At 44.5% G+C, this 25,852-nt stretch carries 26 protein-coding genes; 2 read left to right on the forward strand and 24 right to left on the reverse strand.

The features are described from left to right. Positions 1 to 13: 13 nt before the first annotated feature. From HF992_RS00260 to HF992_RS00340, 17 genes are all read right to left on the reverse strand, one after another. Entirely contained in the window at positions 14 to 1,414 is a 1,401-nt protein-coding gene (locus HF992_RS00260; protein WP_168548064.1) for a V-type ATP synthase subunit B, read from the reverse strand. After that, positions 1,401 to 3,191, reverse strand: coding sequence for a V-type ATP synthase subunit A (locus HF992_RS00265; RefSeq protein ID WP_168548065.1), 1,791 nt, complete (start codon positions 3,189 to 3,191; stop codon positions 1,401 to 1,403). Before HF992_RS00265 ends, HF992_RS00260 begins: the two co-directional genes overlap by 14 nt. 79 nt (positions 3,192 to 3,270) lie before the next feature. Continuing rightward, the gene (locus tag HF992_RS00270; RefSeq protein WP_168548066.1) at positions 3,271 to 3,591 is read right to left on the reverse strand and encodes a V-type ATP synthase subunit F; all 321 of its coding nucleotides are present in this window, start codon (positions 3,589 to 3,591) and stop codon (positions 3,271 to 3,273) included. Then, positions 3,581 to 4,591: a V-type ATPase subunit gene (locus tag HF992_RS00275; RefSeq protein ID WP_168548067.1), complete on the reverse strand. Its 1,011-nt coding sequence runs from the start codon at positions 4,589 to 4,591 to the stop codon at positions 3,581 to 3,583. The genes HF992_RS00270 and HF992_RS00275 overlap by 11 nt, the downstream gene beginning before the upstream one ends. 12 nt (positions 4,592 to 4,603) lie before the next feature. Beyond that, entirely contained in the window at positions 4,604 to 5,182 is a 579-nt protein-coding gene (locus HF992_RS00280; RefSeq protein WP_168548068.1) for a hypothetical protein, read from the reverse strand. Between the two features lie 33 nt (positions 5,183 to 5,215). Continuing rightward, positions 5,216 to 5,695 (reverse strand): V-type ATP synthase subunit K, encoded by a 480-nt coding sequence (locus tag HF992_RS00285; protein WP_168548069.1) that lies wholly within the window; start codon positions 5,693 to 5,695, stop codon positions 5,216 to 5,218. Continuing rightward, positions 5,696 to 7,693 carry a V-type ATP synthase subunit I gene (locus HF992_RS00290; RefSeq protein WP_168548070.1) on the reverse strand — a complete coding sequence of 666 codons (1,998 nt, stop codon included), beginning with the start codon at positions 7,691 to 7,693 and terminating at the stop codon, positions 5,696 to 5,698. Further along, positions 7,683 to 8,006: a hypothetical protein gene (locus HF992_RS00295; RefSeq protein WP_168548071.1), complete on the reverse strand. Its 324-nt coding sequence runs from the start codon at positions 8,004 to 8,006 to the stop codon at positions 7,683 to 7,685. The genes HF992_RS00290 and HF992_RS00295 overlap by 11 nt, the downstream gene beginning before the upstream one ends. Positions 8,007 to 8,431: 425 nt before the next feature. Continuing rightward, entirely contained in the window at positions 8,432 to 9,031 is a 600-nt protein-coding gene (gene yihA / locus HF992_RS00300) for a ribosome biogenesis GTP-binding protein YihA/YsxC (protein ID WP_168548072.1), read from the reverse strand. Positions 9,032 to 9,138: 107 nt separating this feature from the next. Then, positions 9,139 to 10,368, reverse strand: a complete 1,230-nt coding sequence (gene clpX / locus HF992_RS00305) for an ATP-dependent Clp protease ATP-binding subunit ClpX (protein ID WP_168548073.1) — start codon at positions 10,366 to 10,368, stop codon at positions 9,139 to 9,141. 340 nt (positions 10,369 to 10,708) lie between these two features. Further along, positions 10,709 to 11,212, reverse strand: coding sequence for a dihydrofolate reductase (locus tag HF992_RS00310; RefSeq protein WP_168548074.1), 504 nt, complete (start codon positions 11,210 to 11,212; stop codon positions 10,709 to 10,711). A gap of 87 nt (positions 11,213 to 11,299) precedes the next feature. Next, entirely contained in the window at positions 11,300 to 11,851 is a 552-nt protein-coding gene (locus HF992_RS00315) for a YdeI/OmpD-associated family protein (RefSeq protein WP_168548075.1), read from the reverse strand. A 9-nt stretch (positions 11,852 to 11,860) separates the two neighbouring features. After that, the gene (locus tag HF992_RS00320) at positions 11,861 to 12,700 is read right to left on the reverse strand and encodes a thymidylate synthase (RefSeq protein ID WP_168548076.1); all 840 of its coding nucleotides are present in this window, start codon (positions 12,698 to 12,700) and stop codon (positions 11,861 to 11,863) included. A gap of 286 nt (positions 12,701 to 12,986) precedes the next feature. Then, positions 12,987 to 13,823 (reverse strand): LD-carboxypeptidase LdcB/DacB, encoded by an 837-nt coding sequence (gene ldcB / locus HF992_RS00325; RefSeq protein WP_168548077.1) that lies wholly within the window; start codon positions 13,821 to 13,823, stop codon positions 12,987 to 12,989. Between the two features lie 23 nt (positions 13,824 to 13,846). Next, a complete protein-coding gene (locus tag HF992_RS00330) occupies positions 13,847 to 15,568 on the reverse strand; it encodes a TcaA second domain-containing protein (RefSeq protein ID WP_168548078.1) in 1,722 nt (573 codons plus the stop codon). A 31-nt stretch (positions 15,569 to 15,599) separates the two neighbouring features. Next, positions 15,600 to 16,634, reverse strand: a complete 1,035-nt coding sequence (locus HF992_RS00335) for a DUF6574 domain-containing protein (protein WP_168548079.1) — start codon at positions 16,632 to 16,634, stop codon at positions 15,600 to 15,602. A gap of 258 nt (positions 16,635 to 16,892) precedes the next feature. Next, on the reverse strand, positions 16,893 to 18,023 hold the full coding sequence (locus HF992_RS00340; RefSeq protein WP_168548080.1) for a 5-methyltetrahydropteroyltriglutamate--homocysteine S-methyltransferase: 1,131 nt from the start codon (positions 18,021 to 18,023) through the stop codon (positions 16,893 to 16,895). Between the two features lie 218 nt (positions 18,024 to 18,241). Between HF992_RS00340 and HF992_RS00345 the strand changes: the two genes are divergently transcribed. Continuing rightward, positions 18,242 to 18,787, forward strand: coding sequence for a biotin transporter BioY (locus tag HF992_RS00345; RefSeq protein WP_168548081.1), 546 nt, complete (start codon positions 18,242 to 18,244; stop codon positions 18,785 to 18,787). Between the two features lie 52 nt (positions 18,788 to 18,839). Here HF992_RS00345 and HF992_RS00350 read toward each other — a convergent pair whose 3' ends face one another. Continuing rightward, positions 18,840 to 19,052, reverse strand: a complete 213-nt coding sequence (locus tag HF992_RS00350) for a YdbC family protein (protein WP_168548082.1) — start codon at positions 19,050 to 19,052, stop codon at positions 18,840 to 18,842. An 88-nt stretch (positions 19,053 to 19,140) separates the two neighbouring features. Between HF992_RS00350 and HF992_RS00355 the strand changes: the two genes are divergently transcribed. Further along, entirely contained in the window at positions 19,141 to 19,455 is a 315-nt protein-coding gene (locus tag HF992_RS00355; RefSeq protein ID WP_168548083.1) for a hypothetical protein, read from the forward strand. A 43-nt stretch (positions 19,456 to 19,498) separates the two neighbouring features. Here HF992_RS00355 and HF992_RS00360 read toward each other — a convergent pair whose 3' ends face one another. The 6 genes from HF992_RS00360 to HF992_RS00385 form a co-directional block, all read right to left on the reverse strand. Further along, positions 19,499 to 20,272 carry a hypothetical protein gene (locus HF992_RS00360; protein WP_168548084.1) on the reverse strand — a complete coding sequence of 258 codons (774 nt, stop codon included), beginning with the start codon at positions 20,270 to 20,272 and terminating at the stop codon, positions 19,499 to 19,501. A 1-nt stretch (position 20,273) separates the two neighbouring features. Further along, entirely contained in the window at positions 20,274 to 21,149 is an 876-nt protein-coding gene (locus tag HF992_RS00365) for an ABC transporter ATP-binding protein (RefSeq protein WP_168548085.1), read from the reverse strand. A gap of 21 nt (positions 21,150 to 21,170) precedes the next feature. Continuing rightward, complete coding sequence (locus HF992_RS00370; protein WP_168548086.1) at positions 21,171 to 21,911, reverse strand: ABC transporter permease; 741 nt, start codon at positions 21,909 to 21,911, stop codon at positions 21,171 to 21,173. Positions 21,912 to 22,041: 130 nt separating this feature from the next. Continuing rightward, a complete protein-coding gene (locus HF992_RS00375) occupies positions 22,042 to 23,385 on the reverse strand; it encodes a sensor histidine kinase (protein ID WP_168548087.1) in 1,344 nt (447 codons plus the stop codon). Continuing rightward, entirely contained in the window at positions 23,378 to 24,118 is a 741-nt protein-coding gene (locus HF992_RS00380; protein ID WP_168548088.1) for a response regulator transcription factor, read from the reverse strand. Before HF992_RS00380 ends, HF992_RS00375 begins: the two co-directional genes overlap by 8 nt. A 265-nt stretch (positions 24,119 to 24,383) precedes the next feature. After that, positions 24,384 to 25,670, reverse strand: a complete 1,287-nt coding sequence (locus tag HF992_RS00385; protein ID WP_168548089.1) for a peptidase U32 family protein — start codon at positions 25,668 to 25,670, stop codon at positions 24,384 to 24,386. Between the last annotated feature and the right edge of the window lie 182 nt (positions 25,671 to 25,852).

Consider the following 25,852-nt stretch of genomic DNA (forward strand, 5'->3'; position numbering starts at 1 on the left):
CTACTCCTGCTCCTTAAACCTTTTCTTGGTCTGCCATCTGCTTAGGCAGGTATTGGTCAATCATCTCATCCTTAATCCGCTTCAACTCGGTACGAGGGAGGATAGCTAAGAGTTCCCAACCTAAGTCCAATGTCTCCTGAATGGTCCTATTGGTCTGGAAGCCTTGGTTGATGTACTCTTTTTCAAAACGATCAGTGAATTTGACATAGAGCTTATCTGTTTCAGAAAGGGCCGATTCCCCGAGAACGACAGCCAATTCCTTGGCCTGTTTACCTTGGGCATAGGCTGCAAAGAGCTGGTTCATGGTCGCCGCATGGTCTGCACGCGTCTTACCCTCACCAGATCCCTTATCCTTAAGACGCGAAAGGGATGGGAGAACATTGATCGGCGGACGATAGCCACTGTTGTAGAGGTCACGCGACAAGATAATCTGCCCTTCCGTGATATAACCAGTTAAGTCCGGAATCGGGTGGGTAATATCATCCTCCGGCATGGACAAGATTGGAATCTGGGTCACAGAACCTTTTTTGCCAACCAGGCGCCCAGCTCTTTCATAAAGGGTAGACAGGTTAGTGTAAAGATAACCTGGGTAACCCCGACGGCCTGGCACCTCACGACGAGCGGCAGACACTTCACGAAGCGCCTCACAGTAATTGGTCATATCCGTCATGATAACAAGGACATGCATGTCTTTTTCATAAGCCAGGTACTCTGCTGTTGTCAGGGCGATACGCGGTGTCGCGATACGCTCAATCGCTGGGTCATTAGCCAAATTCACAAAAAGAACCGAACGGTCAATAGCTCCTGTCTCCCGCAAATCGTTCATGAAGAATTCCGCTTCTTCAAAGGTAATTCCCATGGCTGCAAAGACTACCGCAAAATTTTCTTGGGAATTTAGCACAGTTGCTTGGCGAGCAATTTGAGCAGCTAGTTCTTTATGTGGCAATCCAGAACCTGAGAAAACAGGCAATTTTTGACCACGAACAAGCGTGTTCAAGTGGTCAATGGCTGAAATCCCCGTCTGTATAAATTCATCTGGATAATCACGTGCCACAGGGTTGATCGCTTGCCCGTCAATGTCCAAAAACTTCTCAGGAATTAAGTCAGGTCCACCATCAATGGGTTTACCCATTCCATTGAAAATCCTGCCCACCATATCTTCTGATACGGCTAATTCCAAGGGACGGCCCGTAAAGCGAACCTTAGCCTGTTCTAAGTTAATGCCACTGGATCCCTCAAAGAGTTGAACCATGGCCTTGTCTTCTTGTACCTCAAGAACCTGCCCTTGGCGGACTTCACCATTGTGTAGTTTAATCTGAACGAGCTCGTTATAGCGAACCCCCTCTACCTGATCCACAATCATCAAGGGGCCAACAACTTCGCTGACTGTCCGATATTCTTTAATCACCTTCATGCGTCAGCCCTCCTTTCGCCACAATATCATGCAAGGTTGTCTTAATGGTCTCTTGCAACCCTTCAATTTCAGTGATTCGCTCTTCTGGAATAAATTTACTACGAGCGATACGGTCACGCAGCACAACTGTCCCTTCCATAATTTCGGTGAAATAAGCCCCTAAATCCAACGACCGATTGGCTTCTTCATCGAAGAAGAGAATGTTGGTTAACATCGCCACCTGCTTGCGGAAAGAAGTATAAGTATCCACATCGTCAAAGGCATTTTGCTGAAGGTAGTCTTCACGAATCATCCGCGCCGCATTCATAGTCAAGCGATCACGCTCAGAAAGGGAATCAATCCCGACCAACCGAACAATTTCTTCCAGCTCACTCTCCTTTTGGAGAATATTCATGGCCTTGGTCACTTTTTCAGCCCATTGCATATTTTGCTTCTGGTTAATGTACTGCCCAATCTCATCCACATAGAGGGAATAGGAACTGAGCCAGTTGATAGCTGGAAAATGCCGCCGTTGGGCCAAAGGAGCATCTAATCCCCAGAAAACCTTAACTATCCGCAAGGTGTTTTGTGTAACTGGTTCAGAAATATCTCCACCAGGAGGCGATACAGCACCGATTGCCGTAATGGTCCCCTCGCGACCTTCGCTCCCTAAGCTAATCACACGGCCTGCTCGTTCATAATACTCAGCGATACGACTGCCCAGATAGGCAGGGTAACCTTCATCCCCTGGCATTTCTTCCAAACGACCAGACATTTCACGAAGGGCCTCTGCCCAGCGGGAAGTCGAATCAGCCATGATCGCAACATTGTAACCCATGTCACGGAAATATTCAGCAATGGTAATACCTGTGTAGATAGATGCCTCACGCGCTGCTACGGGCATGTTTGAGGTATTGGCAATAAGAACCGTCCGAGCCATAATCGACTGGCCTGTCGCCGGATCAATGAGTTCTGGAAATTCGTTCAGAACATCCGTCATCTCATTACCACGTTCACCACAACCAACATAAATCACGATGTCCACATCCGCAAACTTGGCAACTTGGTGCTGAACGACTGTCTTACCTGCGCCAAATGGTCCAGGAACAGCTGCTGCACCACCTTTAGTAACTGGGAAGAAGGTGTCGATAACCCGCTGACCAGTCACCATAGGCTCTACAGGAATGAGTTTTTGAGCAAAGGGACGGCCTCGGCGAACTGGCCATTTTTGCATCAAAGTGCCTTGATAGAGACTGCCATCTTCCTGCTCTATTTCATAGACTACTTGATCAACCGTAAACTCTCCTTCGTAGATCGCCTTAATGCGCCCTGACACACGGTAAGGCACCATGATGCGATGCTCTACAACCTCAGTCTCTTGGACAATACCGACAATATCACCCGCAACGACCTCATCCCCTACAGCCTTACTTGGCTTAAAGGACCACTTAACTTCACGATTAAGGTTGGCAATAGCCACCCCTCTTATAAGGAAATCTGAGTTGGTCACTGCCTTAAAATGCTCCAAAGGACGCTGAATCCCATCAAACATTTGAGAAATCAGACCAGGTCCTAACTCCACAGACAATGGACTACCCGTAGTCACTACCGGCTCTCCTGGTCGAAGGCCAGAGGTTTCTTCATACACCTGAATTGATGCCTGGTCTCGGCGCATCTCGATAATTTCACCGATCAAGCCCAATTCACCAACACGACAAATGTCTTGAATATTGGCTTCTTGCATCCCAGAAGCAATGACTAAGGGACCCGATACTTTAATAATTTTTCCCTGATTCAAGTCCGCTCCTCCTTGTATTCTTATTCTTTTTTTGCGAAATAGGCAAATAAACTATCTCTGTTTGCATTTTTGAGTTGGCTTAGAGAATATTTTGACCGACAGCTTTTTCCACATTATCCTGCACCCTTTGTAATCCTAAACCAAGACTCCCTTTATGGGTTGGCAGGAGAATTACTGCAGGTGTTAACTGACTATCATAATAACGGATGGTCTCTGGAATCTCTGCCGCAATATCTTCTGTCAAATAAATAATGCCGAAACCAGACCTAGCTAAATGCCTCAAGGTATTAATAGCCTCTTGACTATCTACCACGGGAAAAGTCTCAAAGCCGATCATCCGAAAAGGCAAGATGGCATCACGGTTACCAACGATACCGATTTTATAGGTTTTATTGGCCATAGATTGGTCGCATCCTTTCCTTTAGGACTTGAGCGTTTAATCCATTGCTGCGGCCCGTTAAAATCAAACGCAGGTTTTTGATTTCCATTTCTTTTCCATAAAGGTAACGGGCTAAGGGCAATGGTCCTTCGGTCTCAAAACGCCCTTGCTCTAAGACCTGAAACCGCAAGAGGTCTTCGAGGTATTCTAATTGAACAGCTGAAATAGTGCCAAGCTTGAGATTCTCCTCATAAGGTGCTACCGCGAGATCTTCCCCATAAGGATAAAGCTGATTAAACCAAGACAACAGCCCCTGATCTGCAAACAACTTCAAATATTCTCTAGCCTTAAGCAAGGCCTCTTCTGAAAGAAGCTGACGCATAAAGCTACGTGGCTTATTCTGGTTAAGACCACGCTTCACAGTAGTGACATTATAAAAATCAATGGTCAAGGCTACAAATTGTTGCAGTGGTTCCTGCTCCAGAGCCTCCGACAAAACCTTCATATGCCTAAAATAAGCCATATCCATCCCAATATCCAAGACTCGAATATCTTTGTAGTCTTGATATTCGAACCAAGTTGCAGAGACCTCCTCCTGCATGACACTTGGACAGACTTCACTGGCCAAAGTATCAACCAAATGCTCCAAAATCTCCATAGAATAAGCTCCGATTGGGATCAGCAGATCCTTCAAGTCTGAAGCGGTTGCCCTCGCTTTTAACAAGACCTTTAAATTATGATAGGTATAAGGCAAGGTAAACAGTTGTACGACTTCTTGTGCAGGTGCCTCCTCAAAAGCTTGCCGGTAGACCTTGGCTAGGTGACTCATAAGGACTTTCTCAATCCGATTAGGATCTGACAAGTCTTCTTGATCAAACAAATAGTCCGTCTCCTGTAAGACTATGGCCATGGCTTCTTGATCTTGGGCCGATAAGAGACGTTCAAACTGCTCTCTGGTCAGCATTTTAGACTCACGGGTACTAATCAGCGTATTAACCTGTGAAAATAGGCTTGCATCCATCCTGGGCACCTCCTATTGTTGAAAAATTTCTGACGCAAGACGGAAACTTTCTTCTTCCCAAATATCTGCAATCAAATGGGCATATAAGAAGTTATCGTCCACCTGACCTTTAGAAATGAGAAAACCAGCTTCCTGCGCAATCGTCTCTTCTGAAAAGATGACCTGAGGGTAAGCCTCCCTCAAAGACTGCCAGGTTCCCTCTGAAAATGTCTTTGCTGTCAAGCCTCCAAAACGCACCTCAACTGTTTCTGGGTAATTGACTATAACCGTTTTAAAGAAGTTCAGATGTTGCTCCTCCGGCCAAGCCTCCATGTTAGCTCTGGCCTCTTCAAACAATTCTTTTAAAACATTTTGCTTGGTCACCAAACTCGACTGGCGTGCCTTGTTTTCTAACTGCTGACTGTCGCGTTGCTTAAAGCGTTGTATCGCTTCTAGCTTTTGACGACGTAATCCTTCTTTTTCAATGACTAAGTGCTGGCGTTTTTGTTCAAATTCTGCTTGAAGCTTTTCTTTGGCAGCTGTCAGATTGAGGCGACCTTTTTCATGAGACTGCTCCAAGACAGATGCTTTTAGTCCTGTCATATCAGACATGTCAGGCCCTCCTTTTCTATTAGGCTAATGCGATTAACCCACACGGAGGGTTAAAATGAAGGATACTACGAAAGCTAAAATGGCATAAGTCTCAACCATAGCCGCCAAGATCGCGCCCTTCATGAAGTCCTCAGGGCGTTTAGCCAAAATTTGCATCCCAGCGACAGCGACATTGCCTTGATGTTTTGCTGAAAAATAACCAACAATCGCAATCGGTAAAGCTACAAAAAAGTAAGCCACACCCGTTGCTAAAGGCATTTCTGGTGTTAACTTCAACCAAATTAAGATCCCAATAACAAAGCCATAAAGCCCTTGGGTACCTGGCAAAAGTTGCAAGATCAGCGCCTGTGCAAATTTTTCAGGCTGTTCTTTTAAGAGCGCTGCTGCTGCTTGTCCAGCCTTACCAACACCGTAAGCGGATCCCATGCCACTGAAGGCTACCGCAAGTGCAATACCGAGACTTGCAAAGAAGGCACCACCGTACTGTGAGAAATATGACGCTAAGTTTTCCATTTATTTGTCCTCCAAATGAACTTTCTTGATAGTAAAATATTTTTCAGTAGGTTTTAAGGGATTAAAAGCGCGACCGCCTCCCTCATAAAACTTACCAAAGAATTCGACGAACATGAGTCGAGCCCCATGAACATACGCTGATAACAAAGATAAGAAAATATTGATCGCATGAAGCAAAAGGAACAGTAAAATGCCAATCGTCCAACGCGATAAACCTGGTAACAAGCCAACAATCAAGTTGAAGGCAAGCCCAATACTAGCTCCTGATAAACCCAAGGCCATGAGACGTGTGAAACTGACCAGGTCACCAACATAACCTGAAATATTGTAAAGGTTAAAGAGACCTGATCCTAGACCACTTAGACCCTTGGCTTGAATAACAGAGACTACCAAAATACCAATAGCATTCAGAATTGCTAACCATTGACCGATAGGAGCTAAGAAGGCCAGCCCTGGAATCAAGTTTCCTAAAGCCAGGCCCAAAATCCCAATCAAGATCAAACACCAAGCAAAGCCCGAATGATAGGCTTCAGCATACTCCTTGACCCGCAGCTTTTGGCGACCACCTAGGTAAAGACCGGTCAAAACGGTCACAAAACCAAAAGCAACTGACAGAACAAGGATCGTCATGACATCATTAGTTGTACTGATGAGTTGAATCGGCAATTCATAGGCAAAAAACGACCCATAAACTAATCCCCAGAGACTAACTGCAACACCTAAGATATTAAAGAACTTAAGAAATCGCTTCATACTAGGCTCAAAATGAAAGAACTTAAGAGCAAGTCCAGTCAGAAGAAACATCAGAAGGCCATAACCCAAATCAGCCACCATCATCCCGAAAAAGGTAAAGTAAAAAGGGGCTAGATAAGGTGTAGGATCCTTTTCAGTATACTTAGGCAGAGCGTACATCTCTGTGATCATCTCAAATGGTTCCACTAAGGGATGGTTAACCAACTTGACTGGTACATTGTCTAAATCATCTGGTTCTATAACCGTAGTTTCGACCCAAACATTGCCTCCATATTGAGCCAAGAGGTTGGATTTCAAATCAGCCACCGAGGCTTCTTCAATCCATCCCTCAATGGCAACCAAGTACTGGCTCTTGGCCAGATGCTTCTTAGCTATTTCCCTAGCATGACGATTGGTTGTCGCTTCTAACTCGCTTTCTAACACCTCTAGACTAATCTTAGCCTCTTTTAGTTGCTGTTCGATAGACGATTGACGTTCTCTCGTTACTGAGAGTTCCTCTTGCCAAATCTCCAAACGTTCCGCAGGCAATTCATCATAGTCATAGTCCAATGCCTTAAATCCGAACTGATCTAAATCCAAGCTCTCAGCACCTGGATGACGAAAAAGAATGATGCCATATTCTGTATCTGTTCGGTAAACCTCTTGAAAATCTAGCCCTTCTTGCGCCACAAGCGATTTGAAATAAGCATTATCTGCTGTGTTTGGAATAGTACCAATAACAGCTTCAATGTGCTTGAAATTTTTTAAAGCTTTAGGTGTCGTTTCAAGCTCTTTCCATTTTAAAAGCTCATCCTGCCGTTTTTCTAAATCAGCCATCCGCTCAAGGAGCTTCCCATGCTCTTTGAACAAGCCCTTGACCTGATGAAGCAAATCTTGCTCCAAGCTCTCACGGTTGGCAAGTTCCACCTGTTCAAAAGTCAATTCCCGCCTTGGCTTCCGTAGTGTTTCAAAAAAGCCTTCTGGCGGCAGGAATGTCCTTAGGCGATTAATGGTTCCTTCAATCGTCTGCTGCCGCTTGAGGAGGTGATTGAGGACTTCCTCGCCAGACAAAACCAACGCATCTCCTGCTTGGAGCTGTAATTCTGGTAATTGGACCGATTGGTTTAAAAACGCATCCTGCCAAGCCTGATCCTGATTTAAATCCTTTATTTCAAGGTGTCGCAAGCTCTGCAAGGAAAGCAAGAGGTCATCTATCCATTCCTTAGGAGCAATCAAAGACACCTTTTTCATTGGACTAATGGCCATAGCGCGCTACCACCTTTTCTACAATTGCCTGAACCAAGTCATCTTTTCGATCTGTTAAAGCTTCACGCACGGCAGCTTCGTTTGCTGAAATAGTTGCCTGAATTTCTTGACGCAGACGCTCTAATTCAACCTGAGCAATTTCTTCTTGCCGAGCAACTTCTTCTGTTGTCTCTTGGTCATAAGCTTGAGCAAGAGCTGATAAGTCTTGTTCAGCTTGTTTTTTTAAAGTGTCAATTTCCAACTCATAGCCAGCCAATACAGCTTGCGCTTCCGCTTCAATGGCCTGCATCATGGCCAAGGTTGTATTTGCCATATCCTTCCTCCTTTTCCACTTGATTCAATGGGTATCCATCAAAAAACTACCTGTCATCTATTCTACCATATTTTTTCCACTTTGTGAGCTTATAAAAATATGCATTTCCTGTTTGCCTGCTTTTTTGAGTCATTTTGATGATTTAGACATAGATTATTAAATATGAAGAAAAGAGACCGATTTTTTGAAAAAAATTTTTTTAACAATTTCTAACAACATCCGTCAAATCTTTCCTCTAAGTAAAACTAACCGTAAACGATCTAAAATCAGGGATTTTAACCTGGCTTCCCTAAGCAATCCTTTCTTTCATAGGTGTCACCATCAAGAACACTTCCTTAAACCCCAGAAAATACCTTAGATTTCAAGGAAGCCTGATAAAAAGCCAGAATAAACAGACTGATTGCTAACATTTATATGTTTTTTAGCTAATCTTCTAACCCTGTGACTTGTAAAATTTTATCCCAGGCTTCTTGTAAACCAGCCTTAGAAATAGATGAGAACACGATGAAATGGTCCTCAGCTTCAAATCCTAGCTTCTTTTTGATGATGGATTCTTGTTTGTTCCATTTGCCACGAGGAACCTTGTCAGCCTTGGTCGCCACGATAATAACAGGGATTTCATAGTACTTCAAGAATGCATACATCTGAATATCATCTGCTGTCGGCTCATGACGCATGTCAACCAGACTGACTACCGCACGTAGGTTTTCCCGATTGGTTAAATACTCCTCAATCATCTTGCCCCACTTGGCACGCTCAGCTTTAGAAACCTTCGCATAGCCATAACCAGGCACATCAACAAATCGTAATTGATTATCAATATTATAAAAATTCAGTTGCTGGGTCTTTCCAGGCTTACTGGAGGTCCGGGCTAGATTCTTTCGATTTAGCAGAGTGTTGATAAAACTTGATTTTCCAACATTTGAACGACCGGCCAAAGCAATCTCTGGCAAATCATCTTGAGGATATTGAGTTTTTGAAACTGCAGAGAGCATGATTTCTGCATGATGAAGATTTATCGGCATAACATTTCCTTTCTCTAACGTTTCTCGGTGCTCTACAAACCGAGAGTTTTTTTACTAGCATCAGCGTAAACATAAGAGGCCAGGATCCAAATCCCAACCTCTAGGCCTTAGGCTGTTTCTAAAATCGGTTTTTCTAGTCCTTCTACCGCCGCTTTAGTGATCCTTACGACCTTGACGTTTTCTTGACTAGGTACCTCAAACATGACGTCTAGCATGGTCTCTTCAATGATTGAACGTAGCCCACGGGCACCCGTTTTCCTCGACAAAGCCTTCTCAGCGATAGCTTGAAGTGCCTCATCTTCGAAAACCAATTCCACATCGTCATAAGACAATAACATCTGGTACTGCTTGACCAGAGCATTCTTAGGCTCTTTAAGGATATGAACCAAATCATCGACTGTCAGCTGCTCAAGAGCCGCAAAGACAGGCAAACGACCGATTAACTCCGGAATGATCCCAAATTTCTGAATATCATCTGCTTCAATAGCCTGCATATACGAGGCACCGTCTTCGATGGCCTTGTTATTGTGACCAAACCCGATAATCTTTTCGCCTAAACGCTGTTTGACAATGTCTTCAATCCCGTCAAAGGCACCACCAACGATAAATAAAATATTTTGCGTATTGACATGAATCATCTCTTGGTTGGGGTGCTTACGACCACCCTGTGGGGGAACACTAGCAACAGTCCCCTCAATAATTTTGAGCAAGGCTTGTTGGACGCCTTCCCCTGAGACATCCCGTGTAATGGAGACATTTTCACCTTTTTTTGCAATCTTGTCAATTTCATCGACATAGATAATCCCTCGCTCGGCGCGCTCAATATTAAAGTCGGCAGCCTGCAAAAGTTTGAGAAGGATATTTTCCACATCTTCACCGACATAACCAGCTTCTGTTAAAGCAGTTGCATCGGCAATCGCAAAAGGAACATTTAAGCTCCGTGCTAAGGTCTGAGCGAGATAAGTTTTCCCAGATCCCGTCGGCCCAATCATAAGAATATTAGATTTTTGCAGGTCTACTTCCTGACTTTCATCCTTGCTATGCTGAAAATTAATGCGCTTATAATGGTTATAAACCGCAACAGCTAAGGTACGTTTGGCTCTTTCTTGACCAATGATATAGTGGTTTAGAATATTGAGCAATTCCTGCGGTTTTGGCACGTCTGACAATTCTGTCAGAACTTCTTCTGCCATCTCCTCTCGGATAATTTCTTGAGCCAATTCGACACATTCATTGCAGATAAACACATTATTTCCTGCAATGATTTTTTGAACTTCCTCTTGGTTCTTGCCACAAAATGAGCAGTAAACCATTATTTCATTTTTCTTAGTTGGCATATTCCCTATAACTTTCTTTTTCAAAATAACTGAAGAACATGTACTCACTAGCAAAGCAAGTGAAACAAGTCCTTTCCCGTATTCGCTCAATTATGAGCAAGATTACTGGCCCTAGCAGCCCTGAGCGAAGAATAGAATCCATTAGACAAGCCCTGCTGAGACAAGGGCTAAAATAACGTATGATAAAACGCATGAATGCTATTGACCAAATTGGTAAAGGCATTCAGTAGAAATAGAATCCCTAGACCTGTCTTTTTCTTGCGAAAGGCCTGCATAGCACACAGGACACAAATACCACACAAAAAAGCAGTAAATATCCCAAAAATACTCCGTTGCATGTTTATCCTTTTCTCGTCATAACCCTAATCCAAAAATCATAAGCATTTTGCTCATCTTTTGGAAAAAAGGTAACACATTTTTCTTCAAAATCGGTCCACTCAAGACTCGGAAAATAAGTATCTCCTGAAAATTCTCCCTGAATCTCTGTTGTGATGATGCGGTCCAAATAGGGTGCAAAAAGGGCATAAATTTCTGCACCACCAGTGATATAGAGCGACTTATCCTGATTCTGAAACCACTCCAAAACATCTTCCAAGCTGTGAAAAACCTGGACATCTGGATGCTCCACCTTGTAGGAATGGTCTCTGGTCAAGATGAAAGTAGTCCGGCCAGGCAGAACGCGACGATTCATGCCATCGAAAGTCTTACGTCCCATGAGAATAACCTGCCCCATGGTGGTTTCCTTAAAATGCTTCAAATCTTTGGGTAATCGCCAAGGCAAGCTGTTACCTTTCCCGATTAGACCATGCTGATCCTGAGCCCAGATAGCCACAATTTCTTTCATTCCAACTCCCAGTAAAACACTCTTAGTCCTACTATTCTACCAGATTTTAGCAAAATGTGCTGGAAAAAAACTTTTCGAGCATTGTTCTTAAGACAGGCGGCCATAATCATCCCATTCCCCATACAAGTTTCCTTGGCGGGTTTGGGTCAATAGCCGAGCTAAGCTCTTGTCGTAGTTTTGGGCTTGGTTTTTCCGTTGGAAGACCAGATTACTAAGTCTAACCTCCTGATAGAGCCGAGGAAAGCTGGAAAAGGTCTCCCAGACCCCTTCTGCTTTCAGGATGGCCACCAAGTCCTGGTCCAAGTCAACGGTCAAATCAGGCAGGACGGCCCGACCCTGGTCGGTCATGAGGCCCAGTTTTTCCAGCCGCTTGACCCTGGCCTTGTTGAGGGCTGTCCAGTTAGACTTGGGCCGCCTGGGTGAAAAACGTTGCCAGGTCTGGCCATCCACTTTTTTCTGGGTGCTGTCAATCCAGCCAAAGCACAGGGCTTCTTCAACAGCATCCAGATAGTAAAAGACATCCTCCGCCGTCGGCCGTCCCCGTTTGAGCTGGAGCCAACACTCGGTCTCAGCTCTGCCATGTTCCGACAGCCAAGCCCTAAAGGCCTGACGGTTCCTTAGGTTCAGTTGGTTCTTCATGGGCGCCCCCTAAATGGCCAAATCAAACTTGAGCTGGGGCTTGACTGGATCATAGTCTACCAATTCAAAATCTTCTGGCTTGATAGCAAAAAAATCGGTACCGTCTGGCACATTGAGCATCAGCCGTGGTTGACAAGCTGTTGGCTCACGGCGGAGCAATTCCTCAGCCTGTTCAAACTGGTTGTCATAAATGTGGAGATTGTTGATGAAGTAAAAGAATTTCCCAACCTTCCAACCAAAGTGCTTGGCAATCATCATCTGGAGAGCTACATATTGCATCGCATTGATGTGGTGGGCCACCAGCATGTCATTAGACCGCTGGGTCAGGGTCGCATCAAGGTAAATGTCATCACCCACTTGCCGCACATCAAACATGGTCTGGAAGGCGCAGGGCAAGAGCCCCTCGCTGCGCTCGAAGGCTTCATAGTCCCAGAGAGAAATGACATTCCGACGGTTCCAAGGGTTGTCAGCTAACTGCTTGAGCAATTTTCTGATGATGTCATGTTTTTTCACGATAGCCCCATAGCGCTCGCCGATAGTGCCTGTTTCCCCAATCTCCCAGTCGTTCCAGTAATTGACCCTGTACTTGTCCCGTAGAACATCGAGGTTACTGGTCTGGTCCTGGTAAATCCAGAAAATCTCCTTAATCGCCGACTTGATGGCGATAGGGCGCAGGGTTGTGATAGGAAACTCACCCTTGCTCAAATCGTATTCAGCAAAAGAACCCGTGATGTATTTAGAATTAGCCGTTGTGCCGTCCTTGTACTTGGGTCTAGCCTGCTGGCTAAAGACCCCCTCGTTCATGATTTTTCGAATGTTGTCTTTGAAAATAATATCTGCTCTAGTCATAGTGATATTGTACCAAAAACGACCTATTTTGCTAATAAAAACCTCTTAAATTTAAAATAATGCTCAAAGAAAATCAAAATTAGAGAAGACAACGAGCTGCAGACAGTACTGGTGGTATGGCAAGACGAGTTAACCTAGCCTAGTCTATTCTTGATTTTCAAAGAGTGTAAACCAAAAGAGGCCTTTACAGCCTCCATTTAGGTTCTCCATATTGTCCCATTTTGAATTTAGAACCATTACTAGAACTAAGGCAAGGGAATGGCCTATACTTTCATACTCTTCGCTCCTAATAATCGCCACCTGGAATACCGAAATACTCTTCTAAGGTCAAACCAGACTGATGAATATCAGTGGCTTCTGGACCGATGTAGCGAATGTGCCAACTCTCAGCCGTATAGCCTGTAATCGCTTCTTTACCTGGCAGATAGCGAACAATGAAGCCATACTCATGAGCATGGTCCCTAAGCCATTGACTGGCCATCGGTTCTTCTAGGAGAGCACCTGAACTATCCATAAGGTCAAAAGCCAGGCCTGTCTGGTGCTCACTATATCCTGGCCTAGCCGAATAGCGGTCCGCCGCAGCTGCTCCATCACGAGCTGCATAGGATTGGTATAGGCCTGCCTGGGTGTCATAGCTCCGAAAGCCGCTATAACTATCTGAAACCGCAAAGCCTTGACTCTTCATTGCCGACAAAAGTTGCTGAAAGGCTGAAAAGGCTGTCGCATCCTCTCCATAACCATAACTGGGATTGAGGGGATGCTTTTTGTTGACAATCAAGACTGGACCATATTTCCCTTCAACAGTATAGTAAGAACCATTGTACTGAGCCGAAGTTGCGTGATTCTTCAGCCTCACCTCACTCGCCGCATCAGTTGAAGATTCTCTGTTGCCTGCTTCTAAATTCGCTCCTGACGAAGCGTCTCCTTTATCAGCCAGTGTCTCTTTTGGGGAGGAATCCGTATTGTTAGTCCTATTTTTTTCGTTATTCGAGCTAGACTCGCTCTTGGATAGCCGCTCAGTTGGCTGATCCTCTCGTTCCTTAGACGGACCTTTTAGTAGCCCACAACCGCTTAAGCAAACAGTCAGTAGGGTTAGGACCAGTACTCTTTTTTTAGAAGTCATCACATCACCTTTTATCCCCATATCTATTGGACAATACGTTCTTGAATATCATAAATCTTGAAGCTATCGCCGTCTGTGCGAATAAAGAAGGTCTGATATTTTTCAACATAATCCGATTTCCCGCTGAAATAATATTCTGTAAAGGTATTGTGCATAGTGACTTCATAGGTGTTATTATCTTTCTGCACAATGTCCGTCACAGAAAAGTCACCAGGGCTTAGATAATCCACCTTCTTATCATTTGCACCGCCGTTGACTGTGTAATTCACCATAGCTTGATAAACAGCACTGTTAGGATCATAGTAGCTAGAATAAGTATTGGTCCGGTTGCGGATCGAATCATAGACAGCCTTACGGTAGTTGGTCAAGAAATTGTAAGCTTTATCCTTAGTCGCTAACAATTGGCGTTCCTTCTCCTTCTCGGCTTCTGCCGCCTGTCTAGCAGCTTCATCTTTGGCCTCTTTGGCTTTTTTCGCCTCTGAAATCCGCTTTTGAGTCTCGGCCGAGAGAGTCAATTCAATTGGAACATCCTTTTCTCGACCAGTATTCCATTTGGCTTTTTCGGATGTGTACTCATTGCCTTCATAGGTAAAGATAGCATGCACTTTGATTTCTTGATTATCCAATAATGCGACTTCCTTGGTTAGGCTATCTGCAACTTCCTTACCATTGACCACCAACTTAACTTTCTCAACATCCGTTAAGCCATCCGGCAAAGTAGCAGAGAGTTGCTTAGGTACTGAGACCAAGGCCATTTTAATCTGATTATTTTCAATTTCATCTAAATCAAGGCTAACATTAGTCTTTAGGTCTCCCAAATCAGTCTTAGCTGTCACTGCCATTTGTTTAGGTGCAAATTTAATCTGACCCAGATTGACATCCTTGTTTTTTTCAATGGTTTGCCCATCCACGGAAAGCTTATCAAGATTACCAGTAACCACTAAGTCAACCGGATAGGTAGCTACCTGATAATCTGAAAACAATCCGAAGCGTTTACCGACCTCTTTTAGTCCCAAAAGCTTGTTCCCACGATCATCGTTGAAGACGGTCTCACCACCACTGTTAACTAATTTTTCTAATTCTGATTTGAGATTGATACTATTGGACTCCAAGTAATCCAGAAAACCTTTGGTCTCTTCTTTGGTCCACTTGGTTTCCTTTGTTGAGAGCAACTTAGCCATCTGGTCATAATCATTGCTCTCAAAAGCCTTGGTAAACGTTTCGACCGCCACCTCTGGTCCTGTCTGCTGATCGAGGTAATAGTAACCCGCCACCAAACCAAGAGCCGCAAGAACACCGACTCCCATAAAAAGACGCTTGAGCTTTTGTCCTTGACTGAGAATTTTTTTCACAGGCGGTGTCGTATAAACTAATTCTTGCTTGTAGGCAGGTGCTGGTTGCTCTTGGTAAACTGGCTGAACTTGATCTACTTGCTCATAGGTTGGCGTTTCATAAACTGGAGTTTCTGCCGTAGGGATTTCTTGGTGAATAGCCGTTTCCTCTACTGGGGAAAACTCAGCACCTATAAAACCATCCGTTATGGCATGCGACTCCTGCTCAAGCCCATGTGTTTCTGCTACGGATGAGTCAGTCAAACTTTGGCCCGATACAGCATCCAGACCTGCAATTTGACGAATCTGTTTCAGGTCAAAATCACTCGTTTTACCCGCCATAAATTCAGCTGGGCTAGGTTTCCGCCCAACAACCTGTTCAAACAGGCTAGTCCATTTTTCTTTAGTTGCCATGATGTCTCCTTTAATAAATCCTAGAAGTTGCTTACAATAGGCCGTTCATGATTGATTCACCAGCAACAGAGAGACCAATGAAAACAAAGATAATGATGATCACAGCGTTAACCAGCATTGCCAATAAATACTGATAGAACTTATCAAGAGTGTTCTTATTATCGAAATTAGCCAAGGCAAAGGCGCTCGCACCAGACAAGAAGAAGAAATTGATCGCAAGAACCAAGCTAGCTAAACTAAAGATATTGAGCATCACCAAAAGGGAGCTAGTCGCAAAAAGAAGGATGCTGACAGAAAAGAGACGGCCATAACGTTCAAAACTGCTCGCTAGGGTCAAAGTTTTCTCTTGGTAAACGAAACGGCGTGCAACAAATCCTGCAAAAATAATAGAAAAGAAGATAAACGCAAAAGCAAGGAAGGTTTTAAAGAAGAAACCGAGATCCAAGCCCTGTCCATAGTAACCTCCGTAACCTCCTGTTAAACTGCTCAACTCTCCCATTAATGAGGTGACACCTGAGTATGCCTTGCTACTAGCTATATAGGTTGTCATACTTGCAAAGAATGTCAGCAAGAACAAGGCAAAATAGCCATTATATTTGTGGGTTGGAAACACAGATGTGGGAGCCTTCCAAGCAGATACCAACCAAGCCCAAAATTGTTTTAAAAAGTTAGAGTAGGCACTCGGAACAGCCACTTGTACATTATAGACATCTTGCTGCCCTTGCTGATTTTGAGAGAAGGCCACTGGAGGCGTTTGTTGGGGGTGACCAGTTGGAACTTGTTGTTGCCCCACATATGCAGCCTGTTGTTGAGGCGCTACTGGCTGTTGGTAAACAGGTTGAGGCGCTACTGGTGGCTTTGGCATGGTTTGTGTTGCTGGTTGTGGTTGAACTTGGGTAGGTTCGCTGATAACCGGTTCTGGGATATCCTTTACTGGTTCAGAAACCACTGGAGCTTCTACCTCATCCAAAAACTCACCATTAATCAACGCTTGCTGCACTTCCTCCTGACTCGGTGTACGGCCATTGATTGCTTCAAAATAATCTAGCCAATCTTGTTTGTTCATTTTCTTATCTCCTTTTAAGTACATTTTCATTTTATTTTAGCAGAAAACCCCTTTACAAGCAATGTTTTCTATGTTATTTTCCTAAATTTTTAAACCATTTTCAACTAATCAACCCACCTTATAGCACAAGTTCTGATTACTAGACTTCTTGCTGAAATCTGCTTTATTTTTTGAGAACCACCTAGTTGGTCAGGCTCAAAAAAAGACAGGCACTACTTCTTTGCGCCTGTCTTGAATCTGAATGGTGTACTAGGGAGTTTACCCCCAAACCTCTTGAGCAATTTCTTGGACCAGTTTCAGTTTTGCCCACTGCTCCTCCTCCGTCAAGATGTTGCCTTCTTCTGTTGAAGCAAAGCCACACTGTGGGCTGAGGCAGAGATTTTCTAGCGGAACGTACTGAGCAGCTTCCTTAATCCGAGCAATCACAGCTTCCTTGTCCTCTAACTGACCGAATTTCGAGGTAATCAGACCGAGAACAACTTTTTTACCTGGTGTCAAGGCCTTCAAGGGCTCAAAATCACCTGCACGGTCCGTATCGTATTCCAAGTAGTAGGCATCAACGTTCTCATCACCGAGCAATTCCTTAGCAATTGGCCCATAACCACCTGAGGAAGCCCAGGTCGAATGGAAGTTGCCTCGACAAACGTGACTAGTCACTGTCACATCTTCGGGAACAGCATCGTAAAAGGCGTTGTTCAGAGTCAAGAACTGCTGGGCCAACTCAGAACGTACCTCTTCCTTGCTTTTCTCTCCCCGACCCCAAGCTGTTAGGAAATTGTCATCCACCAAGACGCCCCAAGTGCAGTCGTCTACTTGAATAGCCCTCAATCCTTCCTGGTACAAATCCTCCAAAACGGTTAAGTAGGCTGACTTGATTGCTTCTACCACCTGATCAAAGTCCGGATAGAACTGAGCGAGATTCTCCGCATGCTCCTGATCACGAATCAGTTCAAAATAGAACTGTGACGGAGCTGGAATAGTCAAACGCGCAACTCCACCCCTATCAGAAACAGCATCTCGCAAGAACTTATAGTGTGCTACAAAAGGATGGCCCTCTCCAGAAATCTTTCCAGACAGGAGAGCAGAGTCCGCCTTAGTAGTCTCATCATGGAAATGATACCCTTCAGCAGCCTGGACATGCTCAACACCATTGAGCCCCCAGAAAAAGTCCAAATGCCAATATGACCGACGGAACTCGCCATCTGTAATATTTTCTATCCCTAGTTCCTGTTGTTTTTTTACTAGGTCTAAAATCGCCTGATCTTCAACCTGGGTCAAATCCTCTTGACTGATTTTCCCTGATGCAAAGGCTTCACGAGCTTCAATCAGTTCTTGAGGGCGTAGAAAAGAGCCTACATGATCTGCTCTAAAAGGGGGTGTTTGACACATCTTTATTAATCCTCGACAATCATTTTCATTTTATGATTTTATTGTAACAAAGTTTAGTCAAGCTGTGAAATACTCCTTTTCTATGAAGAGATATAAAATTTGACTATACCCTAAGCCTATAACAAAGAACCTCATCAGGTATTTTATTGCCAATAGGGGTTGACAGGAAGAGAAATATCTCCTATACTGTTACCTATAATTAGAAAAGAGGTTAACAAATGACAAAATCAACTTCCCTGCAAAGTCTTGTTTTGGTTGCCATGAGTGCTGCCATTATCGCTGTCCTTTCCCAGCTCAGTATCAATCTAGGGCCTATTCCTTTGACCTTACAGACCTTTGCCGTTGGTCTGATAGCCACACTCTTAAAAACCAAGGAAGCTAGCCTATCCGTCTTGATTTATTTGCTGCTTGGTGCTATCGGATTACCTGTTTTTGCAGGTGGAGGCAGTGGCTTCCAAGCACTCCTTGGTCCTGCATCTGGCTTTCTTTGGGGCTTTGTGATTTACGCTGCCGTCACCAGCACACTGACTTCTGCCAACAGTCCGCTCTGGCGCATTTTTATAGCCAACATCGTGGGCGACACCTTTGTCTTTATCTTAGGTGCCTTAGTCTATGCCTTCCATCTCAAAGTTAGCTTAGCAGATAGTTTTACAGCAGTGGTTCTGCCCTTCCTGCTAGCAGACACAATTAAAATTGTCCTTATTACCGTAATGGCTCCTCTTCTAGCTAAGGCCTTGTCTACGGTCGATTACTTTAAAGCTTAAATAGTAGACTAAGAGGTGAAAACTGACTGGAAAACATTCCAGTCAGTTTTTTTTATTGACGAAAGGCCTCTAATAAGACCTGAAATTCCTCGTTCGATAAGGTGACCCCTTTGCCCATCTTTGTATGATCTGGGCTCCAAGCTCTAATATCATACTTTGGCTCAGCTCCATTAAAACTAACCCGATTGAGCTCCTTGGTCCAACCTTTGTCATTTTCGGATAATACCAGTAATTTTTCGACAATTTCAAATGTAAATTCTGCCATATTGACCTCCTAATCTTCTATTCGTCAGAACTTGTCATTTTATCAAAATGTTATATAATAATTGTATCAAGATTTTGGAGTTTTTCCCATGAAAAAGTTTTTCATCAGTCTTTTGGATGAATTAAAGATCTTTGTCAGTGGCAAAGACAAACCTGTTCAAGACAAGCCAATCATTAGTCCCCAGGTAATCACCACAGTTGAAAAAGCGCTAGCTAAACGATCCGCTGTCCATATCATCTACCAAGATAGCGATTTTACTGGCCATATCCTCAAGTTTGACCGTAGCAAGGAACAGCTGGTCGTTGAACATTTCAAAGGTTCCATTACCATGATTATCCATATGAAGGAAATCCAGAAAGTATCGATTCTTCCTATTGCTCGAAGCAGAGACAACACCCTCTAAATATCAGAAGGTGTTGTCTTTTTAAATCATCTCTTTTTATTTTTCAATACTCCATTTTCTTAAAATGTTTAAGGGTTATATAAGCCAGCATTAAGCTGTAAACCACGGTCGCTAAAGCCGATAGCCCAAAGATGAGTCCGAAATTAACCCCTTCATAGAGGGCATCCCGATTCCCCAGAGGAGACAAGAATCCCAGTCCGAAATTGTTGATGACCATCAAGACGATCAGATAGACAAAAGAAGTCGCCATAGTCACACCCAAGCCTTTTTTCAAGGACAGATAGGTTGCCAAGAAGACACAGACCACCATGCTGAAACTTTCTCCAAAGAAAGTTTGGAAGAAAGTAGCATTGATAGCAGGATCCTGAGCCCAGAAATTCAAACTAGCGTAGTCCATGTGACCGATACGGGCATAATAACAGACCAAACTCGTCAAGAAAATCGCTCCAGAATAGAGAAAGATGATTCCAATCAGACTAACCGCCTTGGCCCAGAACATGTCACTGCGTTTGATATCCTTGTAGAGAAAGAGGGTATGGTTGTCTACTTCTCCCCGAAAAACGGTGTAGGTCAGGTAAAAGAGGGCTAGAATAGGGAGGACAAGCGAATTGGCAATGCCATGCATCATGGCTTCCATACCTGTGAACGAGAAGAGTTCATAGCCTTCTGCTACAGAGGGTTGATAAAAATTAGCTTCCTCGGGCAAAAAGGTCGAAATCAGGATAAAGGTCGGCGTCAGGATAGCCAGACCGATAAAAATCTTGGTCTCTCGTCGCTTCCAAATACTTTCAAATACAGGTTTTAGAATAGTTAGCATCTTATTCTCCTCGGCTAAAGAGTTCTTTGAGTTGGTTTTCCTTGACGGTCAAGCGGTCAATCAGGTTCTGACTGGACAAGTGGGCCAGGACAGCATTTAGCTCTGTCGCAGTCGCCTTGGTTGAAATCTCAAGGACATGACCCTTTAAGCGGATAGTGTCAGACAAGTAAGCAGACAAGGCTGTTCGGTCAGCTCGGCTATTGACCTCAATCAAGACACTAGGAGCCCCTTGCCCTTCAAAGGCATCGGCCAGTTGCCCCTTATCGATGTAGACGTAACGCTGGCAAAGGGCTTCCAGCTCGCCCAGCTGGTGGCTAGAAATCAGCATGGAAATGTGACGTTCCTGAGACCACTCTTTGAGGATGTCAATGAGCTTTTGCACGCCGATAGGATCAAGCCCCACAAAAGGCTCGTCCAAAATCAGGAACTTGGGTTCAGCCACCATGGCGATGGCCAGGGCTGTCCGCTGCTTCATACCGAAGGAGAACCCCTTAGGTTTGCGGTTCCTAGCCTCCCAAAGCTCCAGGAGTTTGAGGGTTTTTTCGATATTGCCCAGGTATTCTGTCTTACCATGGAGCTTGAGGTAAAATTTCAGGTTGTCCATGACCGACATTTCTGGGTAGAAAACAGGGTCAATCATGATACCAAAGTCCGTCAAGAGATTGTCGGTAGTGTTGATATCCACACCCTTGTAGCTAATAGAACCCTCGGTCGGCTTGAGGGACTTGGCCATGAGTTTCATGAGGGTGGACTTACCTGCCCCGTTCTTTCCGATCAGGCCAACAATCTCACCTTGCTTAATCTCAAGGCTCACGTCCTTGAGGGAGTAAAAGTCGTTTCCAGCAAATTTCTTGGATAGGTTTTGGATTTTTAGCATGGCTAATCTCTCTTTCTGTTCTTAAAATTCAATCATGTCAAAGTTGCGGCGGGCTGACCCATAAGCCAGACCCAGGTAGATAGCTGTTAGGATAAGGCTAAGGCCAATAGCAGAGCCTAAAGGAAATTGTTGCGCTAGGGTTGTCGCATAAGAGTTAGGAAAGAGGTAGCGGATGCCCACCCACATAGGGGCAGTATTGCTAAAGAGGTTGAAGAAGATGCCCAGCATGACCGCTACCATGGTTTTCTTCTTGATTGAGCAAGTAGCCAGCACGGTGATGAGAGTCAGGTTGAGTCCAATCAGAACAAGGAGGTAGTGAAGGCTGGTTGCAGCCCCTTCCTGTGGTAAGAGGCGAAATCCTGTCTGTGGCACCCTGTAGATAAAATAAGTTACTACCGTCACCAAGAGAGTTGCTAGGAAAAAGAGACCATAAACCGCAAAGAGACTGAGCAATTTGGCATTGAAAATCTTGGACCGCTTAATGTCCTTGTAAAGGAAGAGGATGCGAGAATCAATCTCATCTCGTAAAACGGAAGCCGTAATCAAGCCTAGCATGATACCGGGTAGGATAAACTGGTACTGGACCTCAATGACCGAGATCAAAAAGCCGAGTAGGCTACTGGTTGCCTCTTGATCAACCTGGACCGTCTCTCCCAGACCAGCCAGGGTTGGCACCAAAAGGGGCAGGAAACTAAAGGCTAAGAGAATGCTCACGTCTCGTCTCTTAAAGACAGACTGAAAGATGGCTGAGAAAAGTGTCATATCAGAACTCCTTGTCGTGCTTTCTTATGGTTTTAGTATACAAAAAAACCACCCCTGACAGAGAACAATGTCATGAATGGTAGCTCTCTAATCATGAATGGTAGGTTTGCCTCAACAGACAAGCCCTGCCCTAGTCACTGAAGGTCAAGACCTGGCTAAAGCGGTGCTTATAGCTGGTTGTTTGAAGATTGATTTGGGGATACTTGGCCAGAATGGTACGGACATTGGCCAGGCCAATTCCTCTGCCATCACCTTTGCTGGACTGGCCGACCTTGAAAATCCCCTTGGTATCCATCCGTTCTTCTTTGGTCGTGTTTTCGATAACCAGGATTTTTTGATTGCCCTCTTGAAAATAGGCAAAAAGTAAGCTGGGCTGAGCTGCATCTAGCGTCGCCTCAATGGCGTTGTCCAGAAAAATGGACAGAATCTGGACAACTTCTAAAAGGTCCATGGCTGGCGCGTTAATCGGCTCTTCCACTTCCACTGCCAGATCAACACCTTGAGCCTGAGCAGCCATAAGTTTAGCAGAAAGGATAGCCTTCATGGCATCATTTTGAAGATTGGAGAGCTTGGCAATATCGTACTTCCCATGGTAAAAGGGTTTGTCAGAATCGGCCATGACAGCCTGATAAATCCGCTCCACCTGGTCTATATCCCTATCGGCAATAGCTAAGCTTAAGCTAACTAGAACGTTGGAATAATCGTGTCGGAAGCTCCGCAATTCCCCATAAAGAGACTCGACATGCTGGCTGTAAGAAGTGAGTGCCGCTAGCTGACTATCTTTAGTAGCCTGCAGTTCTTGTGCCAAAAGATCCTTGGACTTGTAGTTAAGATAAACAAGTCCAGCCACAAATAGGATAAAGTAACTTAAAATCACATCAACAGAGGCCTCAAAACCATCTGATTGGTAAGTGAGAACCGCCTCCTGCTTCTGACCAGATAGGACCAAGAGGGGGTGGAGAATGACCGAATAGGTCAACAAGCCTCCAATCAAAATCCGAATCAAACGGGCAAACTGACGATGATAGAACATCTGGTTAACCACTTTGAAATCCACCGCCATGACAGCCATGAATACTTGGTACATCATGAAGAGCAAGCTGTAGGCTAGGGCTGTAAACCAGAACCCCTCCAGATAGATCGGGGTTTCAACTAAGAGAAGGTACTTGGCCTGATAGGCACCCATGAGCCGCAGGCAGAGCTCGACCAAGACAAAGGGCAGGAGGCCATAATAGAAGATCTGACTTGGTTTCCAGGAGGGCTTTAAAATCAGGAAAATCCAGACTAGGAGATAGAGGGGCTCTAAGAGCAGACTTATCCGAGGACTAAGTAGGTAGATGGTTGACACACCCAGCAAGAGTAAACCAATAGCCTCGCGACTGACTGCTAGATTGCTGATTTTATGAAAAACATAAACCTTAACTAACCAGTCCAAGCAAAAGATAATCAGAGCAAAAAAGGGAAACTCAACCATTCTGTACCAACCTCTCAATCAAGCCTTTAACCTTCAAACGGGACACCAAACAACTATCCCCCGTCTCAAAGTGCACCATCATGTTAACTCGATCAACCTCTGTTATATTTTCAGGATTGACCACAAAAGCTCGGTGGCTCTGGTAAAGCCTTGGGTCTGACTTAGCAATCTCAGATACCTTGCCGTAGAATTCCATATGCCCCTTCTTGGTGGTCAAGATGACTTTGTGGACGGTCGGCGACGTCTCAAAGTAGAGGATATCCGAAAAAGGCACTTGGATATGGGAGTGCTCGTTCTTATAGACAAAGGCGTCGCTAGCCACAGTATTGTCGCTATTGTTATAAACATGCGTCAATACCTCTGCTACTGCTTGATTAAAATCAGGCTCTGTCAGCCCCTTATCAATAAAGTCTAGGGCAGCCACCCGATAGCGGTAGGTCAAGGGCATAAACTCCGAGTGAGTGGTTACAAAAACGATGACTGCATTGGGGTCCTTGGCTCGAATCTCACGAGCAATTTCCATTCCTTTCTTCTCCTCACCCCGAATCTCAATATCCAGGAAAAAAAGGTTGTGGTTACCCGTTTCCTTGATGGCTGCTAACAACTGGTCTGGTTTACCAAAGGTTTCAAAATGTCGGTACCAGATTTGCCCAGACTGAACACAGGCCGCCACAGCTCGTTCCAGTCGGCCTTGCTGAAAAAGGTCGTCTTCTAAACTAAAAATATTCAACATAAGCACTCCATTGTCAAGAAAGTCTTTTTATTTTATCATAAATAAACCCGAGATACTAGACGGAGCAACAAACCAGCTTACGATTAACAGGTGAAAAGGCAACCCTTTTCATTGTTTAACGACTACCCTTACAGTCTGAAAAACGCACACTGATAGTTGGCCAGTGTACGTTTTTTATAGGTTCCAAAAAGACAAGCCAAACACAGATGTCTCTAAGTTCCAGTGATATCTACAGTCTTCTTAGCGCTGAGCAATCTGCTACTTCTTAAGCTCTCTTAGTCTCACTGGTTCCATCCTCTTTATAAAGGTTAATGAGTCCAGACTTACACGCACGGACCATATCTCCCGGAGCAACCGGCTGAGGCACAGTAATGGTTAGCAGCTCCATCGGATTTGGTGCACGGTCAATCTTTTCCCCATCAGCAGTGTGAAGGTTTTCAATCACTGTTTCAAAATGCCTAAAGCCTGGGCCATAAAACTCGACTTGATCTCCTTCGTGGAGGACATTGCGCTGACGAATCGTAGCTGTCATACTGGCTTCATCAAAGGCCACCACTTCTGCCACAAATTTGTATTCAGGGATTTTACGACGCGCTCCAAAGAGCTGTTCATTCTCTGTTGGCGTATGGTAATAGAAACCTGTTGCCAATTCACGCTGGGCAACCTTCCACAGTTCATCAATCAAGTCTTGCTTGATTGCTTCAAACTTAGCAGGGCTTTCCAAATAAGCATCTACAGCAGCCTTGTAACAGTTGGTCACAGTAGAGACATAATGGATGGACTTCATCCGTCCTTCGATTTTAAGGCTATCGACACCATTCTCAATCAAATCAGGAATGTACTCGATCATACACATATCCACAGAAGACATGGAGTATTCCTCTGGAATTTCACCTTTAAGGCTCTTGCGTTCTTGTCCAAATGGCATTTCATAAAGATCATACTTCCAGCGGCAAGACTGAGAACATCCTCCACGATTGGCATCCCTATGGCTCATGTGATTGGACAGAACACAGCGCCCAGAGTAGGAAATGCACATAGCGCCGTGAACAAAGGCTTCAATTTCCACGTCTGTCCGCTTGCGAATCTCTGCCACTTCTGCCATAGAGACCTCACGGGCCAATACCACCCGAGTCAACCCTAGCTCCTTCCAAAATTCAAAGGTTTCGTAATTGGTAGCTGACGCCTGGGTTGATAAATGAATTTCCAAACCTGGTGCCTCAGTAGCCGCAATCATAATTAAGGCAGGGTCAGACACAATCACAGCATCAATCCCCATATCACGCAAATCACGGAACCACTCCCCAGCACCGACTTCGTTGCCTTCATGGGTAATCATGTTAGCTGCCACATAGACCTTAGCTCCTCGCTCATGGGCATAAGCAATCCCTTCTTGCATCTCCTCAGGGGTAAAGTTCCCTGCTCGGCTACGAAGACCATAGGCCTGACCACCGATAAAAACAGCATCAGCACCATAATCAACTGCTACTTTCAATTTTTCTAAGGTCCCCGCTGGTGACAGCACCTCTGGTCGTTTTAATTGCTTTGTCATCTTTTTCTCCTCGTACAATATCGTCCCTTATTATTGTATATAAAATCACAGGTGATTGCAATGGTTTTGTGATTTTTTTAGCTTTTTTCAGAAAAAGATGGAAAATAGAGAAAGATACTATTTGCAGGTCTGAGCTATCGCTTCTACAGCTCAAACACAATCTGCCCTCTGGCACTTTGAGA

Origin of the sequence: Streptococcus ovuberis (genome assembly GCF_012396585.1) — a bacterium.
Taxonomy (GTDB): Bacteria; Bacillota; Bacilli; order Lactobacillales; family Streptococcaceae; genus Streptococcus; species Streptococcus ovuberis.